Origin of the sequence: Microbispora siamensis, assembly GCF_016863095.1 — a bacterium.
In the GTDB taxonomy this organism is placed as follows: Bacteria; Actinomycetota; Actinomycetes; order Streptosporangiales; family Streptosporangiaceae; genus Microbispora; species Microbispora siamensis.
In genome coordinates, this window is record NZ_BOOF01000051.1 from 1 (window position 1) to 19869 (window position 19869).

Below are 19869 nucleotides of genomic sequence, written 5' to 3' on the forward strand. Positions count from 1 at the left end.
CCGGTGTCCTCACCGCCCGTGAGCACGCTGTCGGTGCCGCTGCCGATGCTGTGGTCGGTGCTGCCGGCAGCGTCGCCGAGGATCGGAAAATGCTCGTGGGCGAGCGAACCTTCGGACGACCACAGTGGGGAATCGGCCGTCAGCTGATCCCACCAGCCGCCGTCGGCATTATTCGAACGACGGGGGCGATCAGGATCACGGTCGAACAGATCCATCACATCCCCTCGATGATTCGAAAACCTGTATTAATTTTCCCGGCACTGCACGTCGTCGAGCAACCGGACGGCGCGATTAGCTGGAGTTACAGGTGGGAGGCGAGGACGAGGTCAGGGCCAGGTCCTGGCGGTTGCGGCGAAGGCATCCGGGTCGCTCGCCACGGGGAGGACGCAGACCAGCTGGCCGCCGGGTACGCGCAGCACGTGGCAATCCAGCCAACGCGCCACCTGTGTGGCGCCGAGAGCGGTCAGTCGTGCGGTCTCGGCCTCGACGTCATCGGTCTCGATGTCCAGGTGGTATCGGGGTGCGCCGTCGATCGCCTGTACGGCGACGGTGAGTCCCGGAATCGCCTCGTGCAACGAGACGAACTGCGGCTCCTGAGGGTCGGTCCGGGTGGGGACGCCGAGTGCGGCTGACCAGAAGGCCGCGGCCTCGGCGGCCTCGCCCTCAGGGGAGTCGATCAGGATGGCGTAGACGCGGCTCCGATGCATGCCCGCACCCTAGGACAGCTTGATCGGGCCGCGGCGGGAGTGATGATCCGCCCGAAGAGATCTCAGCCCCAGTGGTCGCCCCAGCCCCACAGGTTGGGGCCGAGGGCGGCGGCCTGGTCGTCCTGGTCCACTCCGAACCGGCCGCGGAAGAACAGCATCGGGCGCTGCTCGATGTCGACGGGTTCGAGTTCGCGGACGTGGCCGATGATCACGTCGTGGTCGCCGGCGACGTGCACGTCGCGCACCTCGCCGTGGACGCGCAGCAGCACCTGCCGCAGCGCCGGGGTGCCCCATCGCGACAGGTCCCAGTCAAGTCCCGCGAACTTGGCTCCCTTGCTGGAGCCGAACCGGCCGCAGATGTCGACCTGGTCCTCACCGAGGACGTTCACGCAGAAGCGGCCCGACTTCCTGATCCGCGGCCAGGCGCGGCCCTTGTGGTCGGCGCAGAACAGGATCAGCGGCGGTTCGAGGGACACCGACGCGAACGACTGGCAGGCGAAGCCCACCGGTTCGCCGTCGTCGAGGCCCGTGACCACGGTCACGCCGGTCGCGAACATGCCCAGCGCGCGCCGGAACTCGGCCGGCGTCGGCGGCGCCACCTCGGTGAACTCGGGGTCGGCGGGTGCAGCGGTCATGGACTCACCTCGCGTGCGTGTCGGTGCCTCAGGTAACGAACTTACAAACCCCCTCTCGGGCGGATCGCACGGGGATCCCGGTCAATGGAAGCCGCGTACGGGCGGCGTCACGGTCCGAGCAGGTCACCGGGCCCGCCCGCCCCGGTCTCGCTCATCGGGATGATCACCCTGTTCGCGGCATCTGTCCAGTTAGCGTCACGGAATCCGACACTCCTGCGATTCGGGACGGACGATGACGGAGCTGACCTACGAGTCGACCCTGCGGGAACTCGCGACCGACCAGGGCGTGCTGCGCTACCACGAGGCCGGACAGGGCCCGCCGCTGCTGCTTCTGCACGGATCGGGGCCCGGGGTGACCGGCTGGCGTAACTATCGCGGCAACCTGGCGACGTTCGCCGAGCATTTCCGCTGCCTGGTGCTGGAGTTCCCCGGATTCGGGGTCAGCGACCCGACCGACCAGCATCCGATGGCGGCCGCGAACGGCGCCGTGATCCGCTTCCTCGACGGCCTCGGGCTCCAGCAGGTCGACGTGATCGGGAACTCGATGGGCGGGATCGTGGGCACCCAGGTGGCGCTCGCCCACCCCGACCGGATCCGCCGCCTCGTGACCATCGGCGGGATCGGCCGCAACATCTTCAGCCCATCGCCGGGTGAGGGCATCAAGCTCCTGATGGAGTTCACCGAGGAGCCCACCCGCGAGCGGCTCATCCAGTGGCTGCACTCAATGGTGTACGACCCGGCCCTCGTCACCGAGGAGCTGATCGAGGAGCGCTGGGCGCTGGCCACCGAGCCGGAGACGCTCGCCGCCGCGCGGCGGATGTACGGCAAGGCCGCCTTCGCCGCCGGTCAGAAGGCCGCCGCGAAGTCGGACGCCCCGCCCTACTGGGCGATGCTGCACAAGCTGAAGGCCAGGACGCTGATCACCTGGGGCCGCGACGACCGGGTCAGCCCAGTCGACATGGCGCTCCTGCCGATGCGGACGATCCCCGAGGTCGAGGTCCACGTGTTCCCCAACTGCGGCCACTGGGTCATGATCGAGCAGAAAGCCGCGTGGGAGAGCGTCGTGCTGGCCTTCCTCACCAGGAAGGACGAGCGGTGACCGGCTGGGATGAGGAGTTCGACCTCGTCATCGTCGGCAGCGGCGGCGGAGGCATGGCCGCCGCGCTGACCGCGCACGACAGCGGTCTGTCGTGCGTCGTGGTCGAGAAGGGTTCCAAGTTCGGCGGAAGCACCGGCATCTCCGGCGGCGGAATCTGGATCCCCAACAACCCCACCCTGCGGGCCAGGGGGCACGACGACAGCCGCGAGTCGATCCGCCGCTACCTCGACCTGCTGACCGAGGGCCGCGTCCCCGCCGCCCGGCTCGACGCGTACGTCGACAACGGCCCGGCGGCGATGGAACTTCTCGAGAAGAGCAAGTGGATGAGGTTCTTCTGGGTGAAGGGATACGCCGACTACCACCCGGAGTACGAGGGCGGCCGGCCGCTCGGCCGGTCGATCGAGGCCCTGCCGTTCGACACCCGCAAGCTCGGCGAGGACGAGAAGTACCAGCGGCCGAACAGCATGAAGGGCCCGCTCGGCCTGTGGATCACCGCGAAGGACTACCACGACCTGGCCATGGTCAAGCGCACCTGGCGCGGCCGCTGGGCCTCGGTCGTCGCGGCCTGGCGGGTGTCGTCCAACGTGATACGCCGCCGCCATATGGCCACCGGCGGGCGCGCGCTGGTCGCGCGGCTGCGGATGGCGCTCAAGGACGCGGGCGTCCCGCTCTGGCTGAAGACCCCGATGACGGACCTCGTCACCGACGACAACGGGGTGGTGACCGGCATCGTGGCCCAGCGCGAGGGCAGGACGATCCGCGTCCGCGGCCGGTACGGCGTGCTGCTGGCGACCGGCGGCTTCGACCACAACCCGCAGTTGCGTGAGAGATATCTGCCGGAGGGCGCCAAGCCCGACTTCGGCATGGGCGCCAGGGAGAACACCGGCGACGGCATCCTGGCCGGCGAGCGTGTCGGCGCCGCCCTCGACCTGATGGACGACGCCTGGTGGATGCCGGCCGTGCGGCATCCGGCGGGGGCGACGATCCCGCTCGTGTCCGAGCGGTGCATCCCGCCGTCGGTCATCGTGTCGCGGGACGGGCGGCGGTTCACCAACGAGTCCGCGCCGTACGTGAACTTCGTGCACGAGCAGCTCGCCGGCGGCCACGTCCCGGCCTGGTTCGTGATGGACGCCAAGGCGCGGGCGCGTTATCCGTTCGCCCAGATCCTGCCGGGCATGCCGATTCCCCAGTCGTTCTACGACCAGGGCATCGCGTTCCGGGCCGCCACGATCGCCGAACTGGCGGAGAAGATCGGCGTCCCGGCGGACGCGCTGGCCGAGACCGTCTCGCGCTTCAACGGCTTCGCCCGCACAGGCAAGGACCTGGACTTCGGCCGCGGCGACAGCGCCTACGACCGCTACTACGGCGACCCCACGCTGAAGAACCCCAACATCGACGTGATCGACAAGGCGCCGTACTACGCCTTCCGGCTCGAGGTCGGCGACCTCGGCACCAAGGGCGGCCTGGTGTGCGACGAGCACAGCCGGGTGCTGCGGGCCGACGGCGCGCCCATCGAGGGCCTGTACGCCACGGGCAACACCTCGGCGTCGGTGATGGGCAACGAGTACGCAGGCCCGGGGGCCACGATCGGCCCGTCCATCGTCTTCGGCTACATCGCCGCACGGCACGCGGCCCTGCGGGCGCGTACGACGAGCACGGCCAGGACGTGACCGCAGTGGCAGAGACGACTGCGGGAGAGGCGACTGCGGAAGGGACGACGCAGCCGGGACCGCTCAGGGTGCGGGTGGTGGAGGTGATCCGCGAAACCGCCGACGCCCACTCGCTCGTGCTGGAACCCGCCGGGGGAGACGCGGCCAGGCTCACCTACAAACCCGGGCAGTTCCTGACGATCCGGGTGCCCACCACGCGGCCCGAGGGCGCGGCGCGCTGCTACTCGCTCAGCAGTTCACCGGTGTGCGACGACAAGCTCAAGGTGACGGTGAAGCGCACCCCGGGCGGCTACGGGTCCAACTGGATCTGCGACAACGTCGCGGAGGGCGACGTGCTGGAGGTGCTGCGGCCCTCGGGGCTGTTCACCCCCGCCTCGCTCGACGAGGACCTGCTGCTGCTCGCGGGCGGCAGCGGCGTCACGCCGGTGATGTCGATACTCAAGTCGTGCCTGCGCGGCGGGACCGGCTCGGTCGTGCTCGTCTACGCCAACCGGGACGAGAGCTCGGTGATCTTCCGCGACGAGCTGGTCGCGCTGGCCGCCGAGCACGGCGACCGGCTGACGGTGATCCACTGGCTGGAGTCGGTGCAGGGCCTGCCGACCGCGGCCGGCCTGGCCGGTCTGACCCGGCCGTACGCCGGGCTGGAGGCGTTCGTGTGCGGCCCCGGGCCGTTCATGGACCTGGCCGTGGACGTCCTGACCCGGCACGGCACGCCGCCCGAGCGCGTCCACGTCGAGAAGTTCGAGTCGCTGACCACCGACCCGTTCGCGGAGAGCGGGGTGGTGCTCGACTCGGCGGGCCCGGCGAGCACGGTCGAGGTCGAACTCGACGGCGAGACGCGGACCCTGGCCTGGCCGAAAGGCAACAAGCTGCTCGACGTGCTGCTGCAGGCCGGTCTGGACGCGCCGTACTCCTGCCGCGAGGGGTCGTGCAGCGCGTGCGCCTGCGTGCTGCTGGAGGGCGAGGTCGAGCTGGAGCACAACACGGTGCTCGACCGGCAGGACCTCGCCGACGGCCTGATCCTGGCCTGCCAGGCCATCCCGCTGAGCGACCGGCTCAAGGTCACCTACGACGGCTGACCTCGCGCAGCGCCCCACCGCTCCCACTCAGCGGGAGACCGGCGGGCGGGGCGGCGGTCATGACGCGACCCTTTGACCATCAGTAGGACACGAGGGAGGACCCCGATGCTGGACGAGGCGCTGCGGGCGGACGCGGCCGGGCGGCTGCGGGCGGCCGAGCGGGACCGGGCGCCGATCGAGCCGCTGACCGAGACCTACCCGGACATCGACGTGGTGGACGCCTACGAGATCCAGCTCGCGAACATCCGTAGGCGTCTGGCGGCCGGAGCCCGCGTGTACGGGCACAAGGTGGGGCTGTCCTCCCCGGTGATGCAGCGCATGATGGGCGTGGACGAGCCCGACTACGGCCACCTGCTCGACGAGATGGTGCTGTCGCAGGACGAGCCGATCGAGGCGGGACGCTACTGCTACCCCCGGATCGAGGTGGAGATCGGCTACGTGCTCGGGGCGAGCCTGCCCGGCGAGGGCTGCACCGAGGAGGACGTGCTCGCCGCGACCGAGTACGTCGTGCCGAGCATCGAGCTGATCGACAGCCGCATCAGGGACTGGCGAATCCGCCTGGCCGACACGATCGCCGACAACGCGTCCTCGGCCGGGGTGATCCTCGGCGACGCCCGGGTGAGCCCGAAGGGCCTCGATCTGGCCGACATCGAGGCCGTGCTGTACGCCGGTGACAGCACCGAGATCACCAGGGGTAACACCAGCGCGGTGCTCGGGAATCCCACCACCGCCGTGGCCTGGCTGGCCAGGAAGGTCGCCTCGTTCGGGGTCAAGCTCGAGGCCGGGCACGTCATCCTCCCCGGGTCCTGCACCAGGGCCGTGGACGTGCGCCCCGGCGACGTCTTCCGCGCCGAGTTCGCCGGGCTCGGCTCCGTGTCCGCTCGCTTCGAATAATCCGGATAAGAGGACTTCCATGACCAGAGCGACCGCCGCGATCGTCGGCTCGGGCAACATCGGGACCGACCTGATGTACAAGCTGCTGCGCTCAGAGCACATCGAGCCGCGCTGGATGATCGGCGTCGACCCCGACAGCTCCGGGCTGAAGCGGGCCGCCGACCGGGGGCTGATCACCTCGGCCGAGGGCGTGGACTGGCTCCTGGCGCAGGACGAGCGGCCCGACATCGTCTTCGAGGCGACCTCGGCGTACGTGCACAGGGAGAACGCGCCGAAATACCGCGAGCTGGGCATCCAGGCGGTCGACCTGACCCCGGCAGCGCTCGGGCCCGCGGTGGTGCCCGCCGTCAACCTCGGCGCCCACCTCGACGCCCCCAACGTCAGCCTGATCACCTGCGGCGGCCAGGCGACGATCCCGATCGTCCACGCTGTCTCGCGGGTCACCGAGGTCGCGTACGCGGAGATCGTGGCCAGCGTGGCCTCTCCGTCGGCCGGTCCCGGCACCCGCGCCAACATCGACGAGTTCACCAAGACGACCGCGCGCGGCATCGAGACGATCGGCGGCGCCGCGAAGGGCAAGGCCATCATCATCCTCAACCCGGCCGAGCCGCCGATGCTCATGCAGGACACGATCTTCTGCTCGATCCCCGTCGACGCCGACCGGGACGCCGTCGCGGCCTCGATCAAGCAGGTCGCCGCCGAGGTCGCCTCCTACGTGCCCGGATACCGGCTGCGGACCGAGCCCCAATTCCATGAGCCACAGTTCGACGACCCGACGGCGGTCAGCGGCGGGCTCGCCCGCGTCGCCGTGTTCGTCGAGGTCGAGGGCGCGGGCGACTTCCTGCCGCCCTACTCCGGCAACCTCGACATCATGACGGCCGCCGCCACCAAGGTCGGCGAGGGCTTCGCGCAGCGCATCCACGCATAAGGAGATCGACCATGCCCTACAGCGCCGACCTCGACATCAGGGTCACCGACTCGTGTCTGCGGGACGGCTCGCACGCCAAGCAGCACCAGTTCACCGTCGAGCACGTGCGGTCGATCGTGGCCGCGCTGGACGACGCGGGCGTGCCGGTCATCGAGGTGACGCACGGCGACGGCCTCGGCGGCTCGTCGTTCAACTACGGATTCAGCCACACCCCAGAGCAGGAGCTGATCAAGGCGGCGGTGGCCACGGCCAAGCGCGCGAAGATCGCGTTCCTGATGCTGCCCGGCGTCGGCGTCAAGGACGACATCCGCGAGGCCGCCGACAACGGCGCGAGCATCTGCAGGATCGCCACCCACTGCACCGAGGCCGACGTCTCGATCCAGCACTTCGGCCTGGCCAGGGAGCTCGGCCTGGAGACGGTCGGGTTCCTGATGATGTCGCACAGCCGGCCGCCGGAGGTCCTGGCCGAGCAGGCCCGGATCATGGCCGACGCCGGCTGCCAGTGCGTGTACGTCGTCGACTCGGCCGGGGCGCTGATCATGGAGCAGACGAGCGACCGGATCGCCGCGCTCGTGGCCGAGCTGGGGGACGACGCCCAGGTCGGCTTCCACGGCCACGAGAACCTGGGGCTCGGGGTGGCCAACTCGATCCTCGCCGTACGGGCAGGGGCGAAGCAGATCGACGGGTCGGTGCGGCGGTTCGGCGCCGGTGCCGGCAACACGCCGCTGGAGGCCTTCGCCGCCGTCAGCGACAAGCTCGGCATCCGCACCGGCATCGACACCCTCAAGATCATCGACGCTGCGGAGGACGTGGTCCGCCCGATCATGGACGGCGAGTGCCTGCTCGACCGGCTGACCCTGACCATGGGCTACGCGGGCGTCTACTCCAGCTTCCTCAAGCACGCCGACCGTCAGGCGAGGAAGTACGGCGTGTCCGGCGCCGAGATCCTCATGGAGGCCGGCCGCCGCAAGCTCATCGGCGGACAGGAAGACCAGCTCATCGAAATCGCAGTCGCCCTCGCGGCGAAGAAGTGAGAAAAGCCATGGCCAACCCGGTACTCGAAGCGATCACACAGCGGGCCGACGAGATCAGCGCGCTCGGCCCCTCCAACGAGGCGCTGTGCCGGCTGGACGACCAGGCGGCCAAGGTGCTGCGGGAGGCGGGCGTCATCCGGATGCTCCAGCCGAAGACCCACGGCGGCTTCGAGTTCCACCCGCGCGACTACGCCGAGACAATCATGAAGCTGGCCAGCCTCGACGGATCGACCGGCTGGGTCGCGGGCGTCGTGGGCGTGCACCCCTGGGAGATGGCGTTCGCCGACCCCCGCGTCCAGCAGGAGATCTGGGGCGAGAACCAGGACACCTGGATCGCCTCGCCGTACGCGCCGATGGGCATCGCCCGGCCGGTCGACGGGGGCTACATCTTCAACGGCCGCTGGCAGTTCTCCTCGGGCACCGACCACTGCGACTGGATCTTCCTCGGCGGCATGCTCGGCGACGCCGAAGGCAAGATGGCCCAGCCGCCGACCTCGCTGCACCTCATCCTGCCCCGGTCCGACTATGAGATCGTCGAGGACTCCTGGAACGTCGTCGGTCTGCGCGGCACCGGCAGCAAGGACATCATCGTCAAGGACGCGTTCGTTCCCGACTACCGCGTCATTCCGTACAACAAGGTCGTGGACGGCAGCCAGGCCAGGGAGGCGGGGCTGACCAACCCGCTCTACCACCTGCCGTTCTCCGCGGCGTTCCCGCTCGGCATCACCGCCTCGGTCATCGGGATCGCCGAGGGCGCGCTCGCGCAGCACATGGCGTACCAGAAGGGCCGCGTGCAGATCACCGGCACCAGGATCAAGGACGACCCGTACGTCCTGTACGCGATCAGCGAGGCGGCGGCCGAGATCGCGGCGGCGCGGGCGGCTCTGCTCGACAACGCCTCGCGGATGTACGACATCGTGGCCTCCGGCCGCGAGGTGACCTTCGACGAGCGGGCCGTGGGCCGCCGCACCCAGGTCCAGGCGGCCTGGCGCGCGGTGCGGGCGATGGACGAGATCGTGGCGCGGTCGGGCGGCAACGCGATGCGCGTGGACAACCCGATCCAGCGCTTCTGGCGGGACGCCCACGTCGGGCTGGCCCACGCGATCCACGTGCCCGGCTCGGTCTTCCACGTCTCCGCGCTGACGCAGCTCGGCATCGAGCCGCCGCACGGGCCGATGCGCTCGATGATCTAGCACCGGGCGAGGCCGTCAGGCCTGGGCGAACATCCGGTCGTAGCCGCCGGAGTGCCGGCGGCCCGCCATGAAGCCCAGGAACCGGCGGACGAACTCGCCCCGGGTCAGCCGCTCGCCGGCGTCGCCGCCGCCCGGGTCGTGGTCGAACGCCGTGCGGAAGAGAGCCTGGTACTCCCGCGCGTCGATGACCTGGTCGTCGTCCGTGTCGGTGACGTCGAACAGGACCTCGGCGATCCTGATGAGGGCGGAGCCCGCCATGGCGGCGGCGGCCGCGGCGTACTCGTGGCCGGTGATGCGTCCGTCGCCGTCGGTGTCCAGCTCTTTCTGCAGCTCGCGCCACCAGTCGGCGAAGGCGGCGAACAGGCGGTCCTCGTCCTGGGCGTCCAGGTCGAGACGGGTGGCGATCTCCCGGGCCATCGCGGCGAGGTCGGGCCAGTCGAGGTGGCCGTCGCCGGTCTGGTCCAGGACCTCGGAGAAGAACCGCGAGGCGGAGCGCAGCGCCGAGTCGCCGTCGGCCGCCGTCTCCGGATCGGGCGTGAGCAGGCGCAGGAGCGCCCCCGCCTTCGCCGCGCCCCGGCGGAGCCCGTCCAGCACAGGCAGCCCGTCCAGCAGGGGCAGCCCGGCCGGCGCGCCGCCGTTCCGCTGCGGGGCGTACGCGGGGTCGAGCACGGTCATGACCGTGTCGAGCCGCGTCCACGCCTCCGGCAGAACCCGGGTCGCGAGCCGGGTGGACAGGTAGGCGGCGTGCATCAGCGTGCGCGTGCCCGGCAACTCGGCGAGCCCCAGGCGCGCGCGGAGCGACTCGGGCAGCGACGCCACGATGACCGCGGTGGCCGCGGGACTGGCAAGCGCCCTGCCCGCCGCCCACACGGCCGGCCGGTCGCGGAGCAGCGGGGGAGCGGGCACCTGCGCGAACAGGCGGTCGAGGACGATGTGGACCGCTTCGGTGTTCTCCAGCCGCTCCTCGACCACGGACGCGTAGTAGCGCCAGAACTTCCGCACCGTGGGCGGAAGCTTGCCCCCGTAGGGGTCCATCAGGGCGAGGAACGCCTGGAACTCGGCGTACAGCCGGTCCAAGGTGGGGCCGTCGACGGACTCGCCGCTCAGCCGGCACATCGTGACCGTGGACTCGAAGAGCGTCGCCACCACCCAGGCACGCGCTTCGGAATCCGCGGCGTTGAACGGGCGGCCCTCGGCGTCGGTGCCGGTGATGCGGGCGTGCAGGCGGTTGAGCCGGGCCGCCTCCCGCTGCCGGACCCGCGCGTCGGGGTCGACCATCCGCTGTGAGCTGAGCACGGTGTTGCGCAGCCGCCGCCAGGGGTGCGCGACGAAGGTCGAGTTGGTGATCAGTGCGGCGCCGATCTGCGGGTGCGCCGCCTCCAGGACGATGGCCCGGGTCGCCACCAGCCCCCAGCGTGCCTGCCGGGTCAACCGGTAGAGCATCGATCCAGGGCCGAGCGGATCGGCGTCGGTTCCGGCTGCTGCTGCGTCGCTCATCGACATCCCTTTCCTGTAGGAGCCGGCGCCTGTACGCCGCCGAACCGGCGGTCGCGCCGTCGGTAGACCTCCAGGCATTCCCAGAAGTGCTCGGCCCGGAAGTCGGGCCACAGCACAGGGGGAAAGACCCATTCGGCGTACGCCACCTGCCAGAGCATGAAGTTGGAGATCCGCTGTTCTCCGGAGGTGCGGATGACCAGGTCCACCTCCGGCATATCGGGGTGGGGCAGCCGGCGGGCGAAACTCTCCTCGGTGACCTGCTCGGGCGGCACCCCGTCGCGGATCAGCGACCGGGCGGCCTCGACGATGTCACGGCGGCCGCCGTGATCGAACGCCACCGTCAACGTCATCCGCCGGTTGTCGCGGGTCAGCGCCATCAGGTCGGCGATGTCCCTGGCCAGCGCGGGCGGGATCCGCGGATCGGTGACCCCGAGGAACCGGCAGCGGATCCCGCGTGTGTGCAGTGCCAGGGCGTGTTTCCGGATGGCGCGCCGCACCAGCCGCAGCAGGACGTCGACCTCGGCGGCCGGCCGCCGCCAGTTCTCGGTGGAGAAGGCGTAGAGGCTCAGCCACTCGACGCCGGCCGTGTGGGCCGCCTCGATGACGTCGATCACGGCGGCCTCGGCCGCCCGATGCCCCGCGGTGCGGGGCAGCGACCGCTGCGCGGCCCACTGGCCGTTCCCGTCCATGACACAGGCGACGTGACGAGGGATACCTCTCACCCCACCCGCCCTACCGAAGTCACTCGTCGAATCCCTCCGGAGAGGGACTCTTTCACAGAAGGTGACGCGGTGAACACTGATCGTTGGTAATCGCGGCCCCTGCGTGTCCGGCAGGGCGGCCCGGGCCGGTGTCGAGCCAGGTAAAGACGTGTTTTGTCCTGTTTACACCATTCTGGTGGTGTGTGTACCTTTAGGGCACACGGAATGGGTAACCGACCGACTTCCGCCGTCGTAACCCTTGCCGTGTCGTTGCCCGGACCGCGCGATGACCGCGCGGCCGCCGAATCCGCGTCATGCGGAGCCGGGGACCCACTCTCTTCGGGGTGAATCGGCGCGCAGGCCCCCCAGATGCGCCCGTAGGGCACTTCCTGCCCGAACCCGTCAGCTAACCCGGTAGGCGGCATGGAAGCAAGGAGTCAACCCCACATGTCCAGCCATCGGCTCTCCCTCGGGAGCCGGCCCTCCCGCCGGCGCCTGCGCTCCGCCCTCGCGGCGGCGACCTTCGCGATGTCGGCCGCCACGGCCACCGTCACGGCGGCCGTCGTCCTGCCCGCCCCTGCCTACGCGAACCCGCACACGTACGGCCAGGACGTCTCCGGCTACGAGGCCGACCACGACTGGATGAACAGCCGCGCGCAGTTCGGCTTCATCAAGGCCACCGAGGGGACCTCGTGGACCGACTCGTCCTTCCCCCGCCACTGGCGGGAGTTGGAGAAGAAGGGCATCGTCCGCGGCGTCTACCACTACGGCCATCCCTCCAACGACCCCATCGCCGAGGCCGACCACTTCCTCGAGGTGGTGAACGCGCAGCCGAGCAAGCCCGGCGACATCCTGGTGCTCGACCTGGAGACCAGCGACGGCGAGTCCGTCGAGCACGTCAACCAGTGGGCCAAGACCTGGCTGGAGTACGTGACGGCCAAGACCGGGACCAGGCCGATGTTCTACAGCGGCTGGAACTTCGCCAACGAGTACGGCCACGGCCTCGGCCAGTACCCGCTGTGGGTGGCCCACTACAGCAAGGCCCCGGGCGACATCACGCCGCCCGCCGACTGGAAGTCCTGGGCGATCCATCAGTACACCGACTCGCCCATCGACCAGAACGTCTCCGCGCTGACGCCCCTCCAGTTGCGCGCGCTCGGCCGTCCGTAGCCGTACGGGCCCCGGGGCGGGACACCCCGCCCCGGGGCCTGGCCCGGCCGATCAGATCACGTCAGACCACCGCGCCGGAGCCGTCGCGCCGTACGGGCCTGGCACGCGGGGCGGCGGGAGCCGGTGGCGGCTGCGTGGTGCGCCTCTCCAGCGCGATCGCCGCCGGCCCGGCCACGAACGACGACGACAGCGTCCCCACGATGATGCCGATCAGCAGGGCGATGGCGAAGTCGCGCAGTGAGTCGCCGCCGAACACCGCCAGCGCCGCCAGGATGAACAGCGCCCCCAGCCCGGTGTTGACGGTGCGCGGCACGGTCTGCAGGATCGCGGTGTTCACCACGCGGCCGAACGGTTCGCCGCGCCGCACCGGCCACAGCTCGCGTACCCGGTCGAACAGCACGACCTTGTCGTTGACCGAATAGCCGATGATCGTGAGCATCGCGGCCAGGAACACCCCGTCGATCGGCTTGCCCATCCAGGCGAACGCTCCGACGACGACGGCCGCGTCCACGAACAGCGCCGCCACGGCCGCCGTGCCGAACGTCCACCGGAACCGGAACGCCAGGTAGACGAGCTGCGCGGCGAGCGCGACGGCGAGCGCGATGAGCGCGTTGCGGCGCAACTCCTCGCCGAGGCTCGGCCCGATGAGCTCGTCACGCTGCTTGGTGACCTCGCCCACGCGCCGGTCGAGCGCCTCCTCCATGCGGACCACGTCGTCGGCGCCGATCTGCCCGGTGCGCACCGAGATCGCGTCGTCCGACTGCTGCACGACGGCCGAGGGGAACCCGGCGTCCGCCACCGCCTGTCTCGCCGTGGCGACGTCGACCGGCCTGCTCGTGCCGAACTCGACGATCCGGCCGCCGGTGAACTCGACGCCGTAGTTCAGCCCACGGGTGACCAGCCCCGCCCCCGCCAGCACGAGCAGCCCGGCCGCGACGGCGAGCCACAGCCGCCTGCCGCGCATCAGGTCCGGGTCGCGCCGGGTCAGCCAGGTCCTGACCCGGCCGATCGAGCCGATGCCGGAGGCCCGGGGGCCGATCCTGCCGATCAGGGCGGCGACGAGCACCCGGGTGATCAGCATCGCCGAGACCAGCGAGGCGAGCACGCCGATGGCCAGCGTCACGCCGAAGCCCTTCACCGGCCCGGAGGCGAGCCAGAACAGCAGCCCCGCGGCGAGCAGGGTGGTGATGTTGGAGTCGGCGATCGCGCTCCAGGCGTTCTTGAAGCCCCGGTCGAGGGCCGCCTTGAGGCCGCGGCGGGGCGCCGCGCCGTACTCCTCCCTGGCCCGTTCGAAGACCAGCACGTTGGCGTCCACCGCCATGCCGATCGCGAGTACGAACCCGGCCAGGCCGGGCAGCGTGAGCGTTGCTCCCATGGCCACGAGCCCGGCGTACGAGATCAGGCCGTAGCAGGCGAGCGCGACCGCGGCCAGCACGCCCACCAGCCGGTAGACGACGCCGATGAACACCGCGGTCAGGATCACCCCGACGACGCCGGCCTTGGCGCTCGCCGCGATGGCGTCGGCGCCGAGGGTCGGGCCGACCGTCCGCTGCTCGACCAGGTCCAGCGGCACCGGGAGCGAGCCGCCCTTGATCAGCACCGCGAGGTTCTGCGCCTCCTGCGGCGTGAACGACCCGGTGATCTGCGTGGTGCCGCCGGAGATCCCCGCGTCGCAGGCCACCGAGTCGGCCACCTGCGGTGAGGAGATGATCGCGTTGTCGAGGACGATGGCGACGCGGCGCTTGTGGTCGCCGACCGGCGCGCAGGCCGCCTTCCCGGTCAGCTCCCGCCAGGGGCCGGGCTCCTTGAAGTCGATCGTGACGAACCAGCCGGGCCCCATCTGGGGGTCGCTGCGCGCGGCGGCGTCGGTGACGCCGGCCCCGCTGAGGGCGACCGGGCCGAGCTTCAGCTTCTGGCCGCTCTCGTCGGCGACCGCGTCCTTGTCGCCGTCCTCGGCGGGACCGAGCACCGGATGGAAGTTGAGCTGAGCGGTCTTGCCGATGACCGCGGCGGCCTCGCGCGGGTCGAGCACACCGGGCAGTTCGACGATGATCCGCCTTTCGCCGGAGCGGACCAGGGTGGGGTCGACGACTCCGAGGGCGTCCGCCCTGCGCCGGAGCACGTCGAGGGCACGGTCGGTGGCGTCGGCGTCCGCCTTGACCGTGGAAGAGTCCTTCGTCTCGAAGACGAGCTGGGTGCCGCCGCGCAGGTCGAGACCGAGACGCGGGGCCATGGTGAGGGCGAGCAGCAGTGAGGTCGCGATGACGGCGAGCGCCGCCACCGCGCGCCACAGGGGCGCACGGGACATGAAGCCTCCACAGGCGTACGAGCGGGAAAGGTCTCAGTACGCGGTGGAGGGAGGAGCGCGCGCCGAGGCGGCCCGGCGCGGGCACTGTGCGGGCAGGCCGTCGCGGTGCGGCCCGGCCCGGGTGACCCGGGTGCCGCCGCGCGGCGTCGCCGGGTTGGGCAGCACGACCGGCCCGCCGGACACGCCGGGACCGCTCGCGCCCGCCTGGACCCGGGGCGGGTCGCCCTGGGCCGGCCGCGTGGCGTGCGCCGGAGGGCACATCCGCGTGTCGGTGATCCGGGCGCTTGCGGTGTGGTGGCCCGCTGTTTGGTGGCCCACTGTTTGGAGGCCCGCCGCGCGGTGCGGCGTCTCCCACGCGGACACGGACGCGGACACGGACGCGGACGCGGGAACCCCGCCGGCGGTCAGGAAGATCGCGTGCAGCAGGAGCAGCAGCGCGGCGGTCAGCCTGCGTCGCACGAGCCTTCCCTCCCTTCCGCACGGCTCGGCCCTCTCTCACGAGACCCGGTCTTCCGGCCACCGTAGCGAGTTCCGCGCCCGGGTGCCGCATCCCGTGCCGGTGGGAACGGCATCCGGGGGGGAACGGAGAACGCACCCGGGCGGACGGGAATGGTTTCGGAGAACGGGTACACACAGCGAATGGCGGAAATCGGGCGCGGACCGATCGGGAGAAACGGGCAGCGGGAAACGCAGATGACCGTTTCGCGAAGGTGGGTTATGGTCGGTCTCATGGCGACCTCACGACGTGGCACGTGCGGGTCCACCGCCTTCACGTTGGTGGTGGGCCTGCTGATGCTTGCCCTCGCGCTGGTCGCATCCACGCCCGCCTGGTATGGCGGAGATCCCGCCCAGCGCGCGCCGCAGGCCGCCGCCGAGGTGTGGACGCCGGGGGCGTGGACGCCGCAGTCGGCGACCCTGCCCACGGGCGCCGCCGGTCCCGAGCATCTGCCGTTCCCGTTCCGGCCGCGCACCGCGGCGGCCGCACCGGCGGCTCCCGTCTCCGCATCGGTGCAAGCCCGGCACCACGAGGACATCGTCCTCAGTCCACAACAGACCGGGCACCGCACCGCCGGCTCGCGCAGCCCACCACAGGCCCTGTGACACGAGCTCGCTCGGGGCGCGCCGGAACCGCGGCACCGTCCCGGTCCTCGTCGTCGCACGCCTGACCCGTCCCCGGCCGCACCGGCCCGGCGCGTCAGGCGACCGGCGACGCGACCGGTGACCCGGTGCCCGTTTTCGCGCACCCGCACCCCGCCGTCCCGCCTCGGCCGCCCGGGCGGGCGGTCGTCCCGTGTTCCGGCTCCGCGGGGTCGCCTTCCGAGCCCTTGACCACCATCACGCGGGTCCGCCCGCGTACTCGTCTCGCGCACCAGCACCGGTGCGTCGATGGCGCGCGTGCTCGCGCGCCAACCTCATCCCTCACCTGGAGTGATGCCGCTTATGGCAGAGATCAGGTCGCCGCGCCTCCTCATGGAGGAGTGCCGGCGGTACACCGCGCAGCTGTCCGAGCTGCGCATGCTGCTCGAGGAGCGGCTCCACGCCGCCCGGGCCGAGCTGGCCCGGACCCGTCCGTCCGCCGTGCGCGTACGGCAGGCGCGTCTCGACGTCGCCGCGATCGAGGCGGCACTGGAGCGGATGGACCGGGGCCTCTACGGCACCTGCACCCGATGCGAGGCGTTCCTGCCGCTCGACCGGCTCCGGCTCGCGCCCCACGTGCAGCAGTGCGCCTCCTGCGCCGGCGAGACCCGGTTGTCGGCATGACGGTCATGACCGGCGTGACCGGTGTCAACGGGAGGAGGGGCGGGGGAGCGGCTCTGGCCCTCGACCTCGGCACCGCGCGGACCCGGCTGCTGCTGTCCGGCAGCACGGCGATCAAGGAAAGGCCCTCGGCGTGCGGCGGTCCGGGGACGGCCCGCCAGTGGCCCGTGCGGCACGGCATGGTCGCCGACATGCCGGCCTGCGCCCGGCTGGTCCGCACGGCGCTGGGCGACGCCGTGACCGAGCGGCACCCGTCCCTCGATCTCGTCCTGCTCGGCGTGCCCGTCGCGGCCTCCCGGCTGGACCGGCGGGCGGCGTACGCGGCGGTCAGCAGCGCCGCCCGCTGCCGGGTGAGGATCGTCGAGGAGCCGCTCGCCGCGGCGGTCGGCTGCGGCGTGGACATCGCCGACCCGAGGCCCCGGCTCCTGCTCGACGCGGGGGCGGGGATCGCCGAGGCCGTCGTCATCCGGGCCGGCGAGATCGCCGACGCGGGCGCCGTACAGGTCGCCGCGGGCGACCCGGCCGAGGGCACCGGCTGCCCGCCGTACGCGCGGGAACGGGTCGTGGCGATGGTCGCCGACCTGATCGCGCGCGTTCCCGCCGCGCTGCGGGCCACCGCCCGGCAGCAGGGCCTGCTGATCACGGGCGGCGGCGCCCGCGACCCCGAGCTGGCCCGCAAGCTCTGCGCGGAGCTGCGGATCACCGTCAGCCCCGCGGCCGATCCCGCCAACGCGACCGTCAGAGGGCTGGCCTGCCTGCTGTCCACGGTCGAGCACCGCACCTCCGGCACTTCCGGCACCTCTGCCATCGGACGAAAGGACGTCGACGATGACCACCAGTGACGAGTTCACCGCGATCAGCGAGCCGCAGACGCAGGCGATGCGCGCCGACCTGGAGGAGCAGCTCCAGTGGCGTGAGGTGCAGCTGCGCGACTTGCGGGCCGCCGTCGACGGCGGCAACGATGACACCGCCAGGCTCGCCCTGCTCGCCGACGTCGCCGCCACCGAGCGGGCGGTCGCCGAGCTGCGCAAGGCGCTGGAGCGGATCGAGGAGGGGAGTTACGGCCGGTGCGCCGACTGCACCGCGGTCATCCCGTTCGGCCGGCTGAAGATCCGGCCCATGGCCCGTTACTGCATCGCCTGCCAGCGGCGCCACGAGGCCCGCTGACGCCGGCGCGCCCGCTCCGCCACCGCCCACCGGTGCGGAGCGGGCGCGCCCGCGGGCTTCAGGAGGCGTCGAGGTCGGGCGCCCACGCCACGCCGTTGATGTGCGCGCCGCCGTCCACGAACAGCGTGTTGCCGGTCAGGTAGCGGGCGTCCTCGCCGGCCAGGAACAGCACGACCGGAGCGATGTCCAGCTCGGGATCGCCCATCCGGCCCATCGGGTTCGACCGGCCGGCCGCCGCCTCGAGCTCGGGGTTCTCGGCCATCCTGCGGGCGAAGGCCGCGCTCTTCGCGCCCGGGCAGACCGCGTTCACCACCACGCCGGTCGGCGCCCACTCCCGGGCCGCCGTACGGGTGAGCGTGCGCAGCGCCTCCTTGGCGGAGTTGTACTCCAGCGTGCCCATGTGGGCGTTGACGCCGTTCAGGGAGCACATGTTGACGACCCGGCCCCAGCCCTGCCGCTTCATGTGCGGGAACGCGGCACGCATCGCCCAGAACGGGCCGTAGTAGCCCATGGCGAAGCCGCGGTCGAGCTGCTCGTCGGTCTTGTTCTCCACCCGGCCCATCGGCCCTACGCTGCCCCAGGCGTTGTTGACCAGGATGTCGATCCGCCCCCACGCCTCGGCGGCGGCCTCGACCATCGCCTCGACCTGGGCCCGGTCGGTGACGTCGGTGCGGACGAACCTGGCGTCGGCGCCGAACTCGGCGGCCAGTTCCCGGGCGGTCCGCGTGCCGGTCTCCTCGTCGATCTCCGCCACCAGCACCTTCGCGCCCTCGGCGGCGAAGCGGCGGGCCACGCCCCTGCCGATCCCGTCGCCCGCGCCCGTGATGATGGCCGTCCGCCCGGCCAGCCGCCCGTCGCCCATGTGCCCGCCCTTCCATCGCCGGAAACGCGAGAGGTTAGCCGTCCCCGCCGCCGCGAGCCGGGCCGCTTCCGATCAGTGGGACGGGCCGGTCAGGTCGTCAGGCCGAGGTCGGAGGCGGGGTCGAAGCCCCGTACGGCAGCGGGCCCGCCGGGGACTCTCACTCAGCGGGAGGGCGGGGGCGGCCGGGCGCGGGGTCTGTCACGGTGGGGAGCGACGCTCGGCCCCCCGACCGGCAGATTGGATTGAGCACAAGTGACGCAGATCCGAGGACTCGGCTACCTCAAGGTCCAGACGCGTGACATCGGGCGCTGGCGCGAACTCCTCATCGACGGGCTCGGCTTCGCCGAGGGGTCCGGACCGGACCCGGACGGTCTGTACCTGCGCATGGACGAGCGCCGCGCACGCCTCGCCGTGCTGCCCGGCGACACCGACCGGGTGCTCGCGGTCGGCTGGGAGGTGCGCGACCAGTTCGCGCTCGCCGCCGTCGGCAGGGCCGTCGAGGCGTCCGGCACGCCGGTGAAGGTGCTCTCGGAGGAGGAGTCCGCCGAGCGCGACGCCGAGGCGGTCATCGCCTTCACCGACCCCGCGGGCGTTCCCGTCGAGGTCTTCTTCGGCCCCGTGCTCGACCACAGCCCGGTCGTGACCGGCCTGGGCCAGCGCTTCGTGACCGGCGCGCAGGGGATGGGCCACGTCGTGGTGCCCACCACCGCGATGGACGAGACCGTCTCCTTCTACACCGAGGTGCTCGGCTTCCTGCCCCGGGGGGCCATCAAGATGGGCGGCGGGAAGCCGCCGTACCGCCGGGTGCGTTTCATGGGCGTCAACCAGCGCCACCACAGCCTCGCGGTCTGCCCCGCCGGGTACGCCGGCGACCCCGGCCTGGTGCACCTGATGGTCGAGGTGGACAGCCTGGACGCCGTGGGCATCGCGCTCGACCGGGTGCGCAGGTCGGGCTTCTCCATCTCCTCCACCCTCGGCCGGCACACCAACGACAAGATGGTCTCCTTCTACGTCCGCGCCCCCGGCGGCTGGGACATCGAGTACGGCACCGAGGGCATGCTCGTCGACGAGACGTACTACACGGCCGAGGAGATCACCGCCGACAGCTACTGGGGCCACGACTGGTCGGGCTCCGAGCCGCTGGCCACCTTCGTGCCGAAGAAGTGA

At 71.7% G+C, this 19869-nt stretch carries 21 protein-coding genes and 1 riboswitch; of the genes, 13 read left to right on the top strand and 8 right to left on the bottom strand.

Translation table 11 applies throughout. The features are described 5' to 3' along the window. The 3 genes from Msi02_RS34925 to Msi02_RS34935 all read right to left on the bottom strand — a co-directional run. A partial coding sequence (locus tag Msi02_RS34925) for a hypothetical protein (RefSeq protein ID WP_204052104.1) occupies positions 1-215 on the bottom strand: 215 nt, incomplete at its 3' end. A gap of 111 nt (positions 216-326) precedes the next feature. Further along, entirely contained in the window at positions 327-707 is a 381-nt protein-coding gene (locus Msi02_RS34930; RefSeq protein ID WP_204052105.1) for a VOC family protein, read from the bottom strand. A 62-nt stretch (positions 708-769) separates the two neighbouring features. After that, a complete protein-coding gene (locus Msi02_RS34935) occupies positions 770-1342 on the bottom strand; it encodes a flavin reductase family protein (RefSeq protein ID WP_079316703.1) in 573 nt (190 codons plus the stop codon). A gap of 232 nt (positions 1343-1574) precedes the next feature. Between Msi02_RS34935 and Msi02_RS34940 the strand changes: the two genes are divergently transcribed. The 7 genes from Msi02_RS34940 (at position 1575) to Msi02_RS34970 (ending at position 9239) form a co-directional block, all read left to right on the top strand. Next, the gene (locus Msi02_RS34940) at positions 1575-2441 is read left to right on the top strand and encodes an alpha/beta fold hydrolase (RefSeq protein ID WP_204052106.1); all 867 of its coding nucleotides are present in this window, start codon (positions 1575-1577) and stop codon (positions 2439-2441) included. After that, complete coding sequence (locus Msi02_RS34945) at positions 2438-4111, top strand: FAD-binding protein (protein ID WP_204052107.1); 1674 nt, start codon at positions 2438-2440, stop codon at positions 4109-4111. Before Msi02_RS34940 ends, Msi02_RS34945 begins: the two co-directional genes overlap by 4 nt. 5 nt (positions 4112-4116) lie before the next feature. After that, on the top strand, positions 4117-5190 hold the full coding sequence (locus Msi02_RS34950) for a ferredoxin--NADP reductase (protein ID WP_204052108.1): 1074 nt from the start codon (positions 4117-4119) through the stop codon (positions 5188-5190). Between the two features lie 105 nt (positions 5191-5295). Continuing rightward, entirely contained in the window at positions 5296-6084 is a 789-nt protein-coding gene (locus tag Msi02_RS34955) for a 2-keto-4-pentenoate hydratase (RefSeq protein WP_204052109.1), read from the top strand. A 19-nt stretch (positions 6085-6103) separates the two neighbouring features. Then, positions 6104-7012, top strand: a complete 909-nt coding sequence (locus tag Msi02_RS34960; RefSeq protein ID WP_204052110.1) for an acetaldehyde dehydrogenase (acetylating) — start codon at positions 6104-6106, stop codon at positions 7010-7012. An 11-nt stretch (positions 7013-7023) separates the two neighbouring features. Further along, the gene (dmpG, locus tag Msi02_RS34965) at positions 7024-8046 is read left to right on the top strand and encodes a 4-hydroxy-2-oxovalerate aldolase (protein ID WP_204052111.1); all 1023 of its coding nucleotides are present in this window, start codon (positions 7024-7026) and stop codon (positions 8044-8046) included. Between the two features lie 8 nt (positions 8047-8054). Continuing rightward, positions 8055-9239 (top strand): acyl-CoA dehydrogenase family protein, encoded by a 1185-nt coding sequence (locus Msi02_RS34970; RefSeq protein ID WP_204052112.1) that lies wholly within the window; start codon positions 8055-8057, stop codon positions 9237-9239. Positions 9240-9254: 15 nt separating this feature from the next. Here Msi02_RS34970 and Msi02_RS34975 read toward each other — a convergent pair whose 3' ends face one another. Continuing rightward, the gene (locus Msi02_RS34975; RefSeq protein ID WP_204052113.1) at positions 9255-10736 is read right to left on the bottom strand and encodes an oxygenase MpaB family protein; all 1482 of its coding nucleotides are present in this window, start codon (positions 10734-10736) and stop codon (positions 9255-9257) included. Beyond that, positions 10733-11458: a polyprenyl diphosphate synthase gene (uppS, locus tag Msi02_RS34980; protein ID WP_275414204.1), complete on the bottom strand. Its 726-nt coding sequence runs from the start codon at positions 11456-11458 to the stop codon at positions 10733-10735. The genes Msi02_RS34975 and uppS overlap by 4 nt, the downstream gene beginning before the upstream one ends. A gap of 268 nt (positions 11459-11726) precedes the next feature. Beyond that, positions 11727-11873, top strand: a riboswitch (cyclic di-AMP (ydaO/yuaA leader). A gap of 11 nt (positions 11874-11884) precedes the next feature. Between uppS and Msi02_RS34985 the strand changes: the two genes are divergently transcribed. Further along, on the top strand, positions 11885-12607 hold the full coding sequence (locus tag Msi02_RS34985; RefSeq protein WP_204052115.1) for a glycoside hydrolase family 25 protein: 723 nt from the start codon (positions 11885-11887) through the stop codon (positions 12605-12607). A 61-nt stretch (positions 12608-12668) separates the two neighbouring features. Here the strand turns inward: Msi02_RS34985 and secD are convergent, their stop codons facing one another. Further along, the gene (gene secD / locus Msi02_RS34990; RefSeq protein ID WP_204052116.1) at positions 12669-14915 is read right to left on the bottom strand and encodes a protein translocase subunit SecD; all 2247 of its coding nucleotides are present in this window, start codon (positions 14913-14915) and stop codon (positions 12669-12671) included. 33 nt (positions 14916-14948) lie between these two features. Beyond that, a complete protein-coding gene (locus tag Msi02_RS34995; protein WP_204052117.1) occupies positions 14949-15374 on the bottom strand; it encodes a hypothetical protein in 426 nt (141 codons plus the stop codon). A 270-nt stretch (positions 15375-15644) separates the two neighbouring features. On the opposite strand from Msi02_RS34995, the gene Msi02_RS35000 reads away from it, so the two are divergent. The 4 genes from Msi02_RS35000 (at position 15645) to Msi02_RS35015 (ending at position 17840) form a co-directional block, all read left to right on the top strand. After that, positions 15645-16016, top strand: a complete 372-nt coding sequence (locus Msi02_RS35000) for a hypothetical protein (protein WP_204052118.1) — start codon at positions 15645-15647, stop codon at positions 16014-16016. 330 nt (positions 16017-16346) lie between these two features. Beyond that, complete coding sequence (locus tag Msi02_RS35005; protein ID WP_204052119.1) at positions 16347-16676, top strand: TraR/DksA family transcriptional regulator; 330 nt, start codon at positions 16347-16349, stop codon at positions 16674-16676. Next, positions 16673-17515 carry a rod shape-determining protein gene (locus tag Msi02_RS35010; RefSeq protein ID WP_204052120.1) on the top strand — a complete coding sequence of 281 codons (843 nt, stop codon included), beginning with the start codon at positions 16673-16675 and terminating at the stop codon, positions 17513-17515. Before Msi02_RS35005 ends, Msi02_RS35010 begins: the two co-directional genes overlap by 4 nt. Then, entirely contained in the window at positions 17502-17840 is a 339-nt protein-coding gene (locus tag Msi02_RS35015) for a TraR/DksA family transcriptional regulator (RefSeq protein WP_139572185.1), read from the top strand. Before Msi02_RS35010 ends, Msi02_RS35015 begins: the two co-directional genes overlap by 14 nt. Positions 17841-17898: 58 nt before the next feature. Here Msi02_RS35015 and Msi02_RS35020 read toward each other — a convergent pair whose 3' ends face one another. Further along, a complete protein-coding gene (locus tag Msi02_RS35020; RefSeq protein ID WP_204052121.1) occupies positions 17899-18702 on the bottom strand; it encodes an SDR family NAD(P)-dependent oxidoreductase in 804 nt (267 codons plus the stop codon). A gap of 252 nt (positions 18703-18954) precedes the next feature. On the opposite strand from Msi02_RS35020, the gene Msi02_RS35025 reads away from it, so the two are divergent. Then, complete coding sequence (locus Msi02_RS35025; protein WP_204052122.1) at positions 18955-19869, top strand: VOC family protein; 915 nt, start codon at positions 18955-18957, stop codon at positions 19867-19869.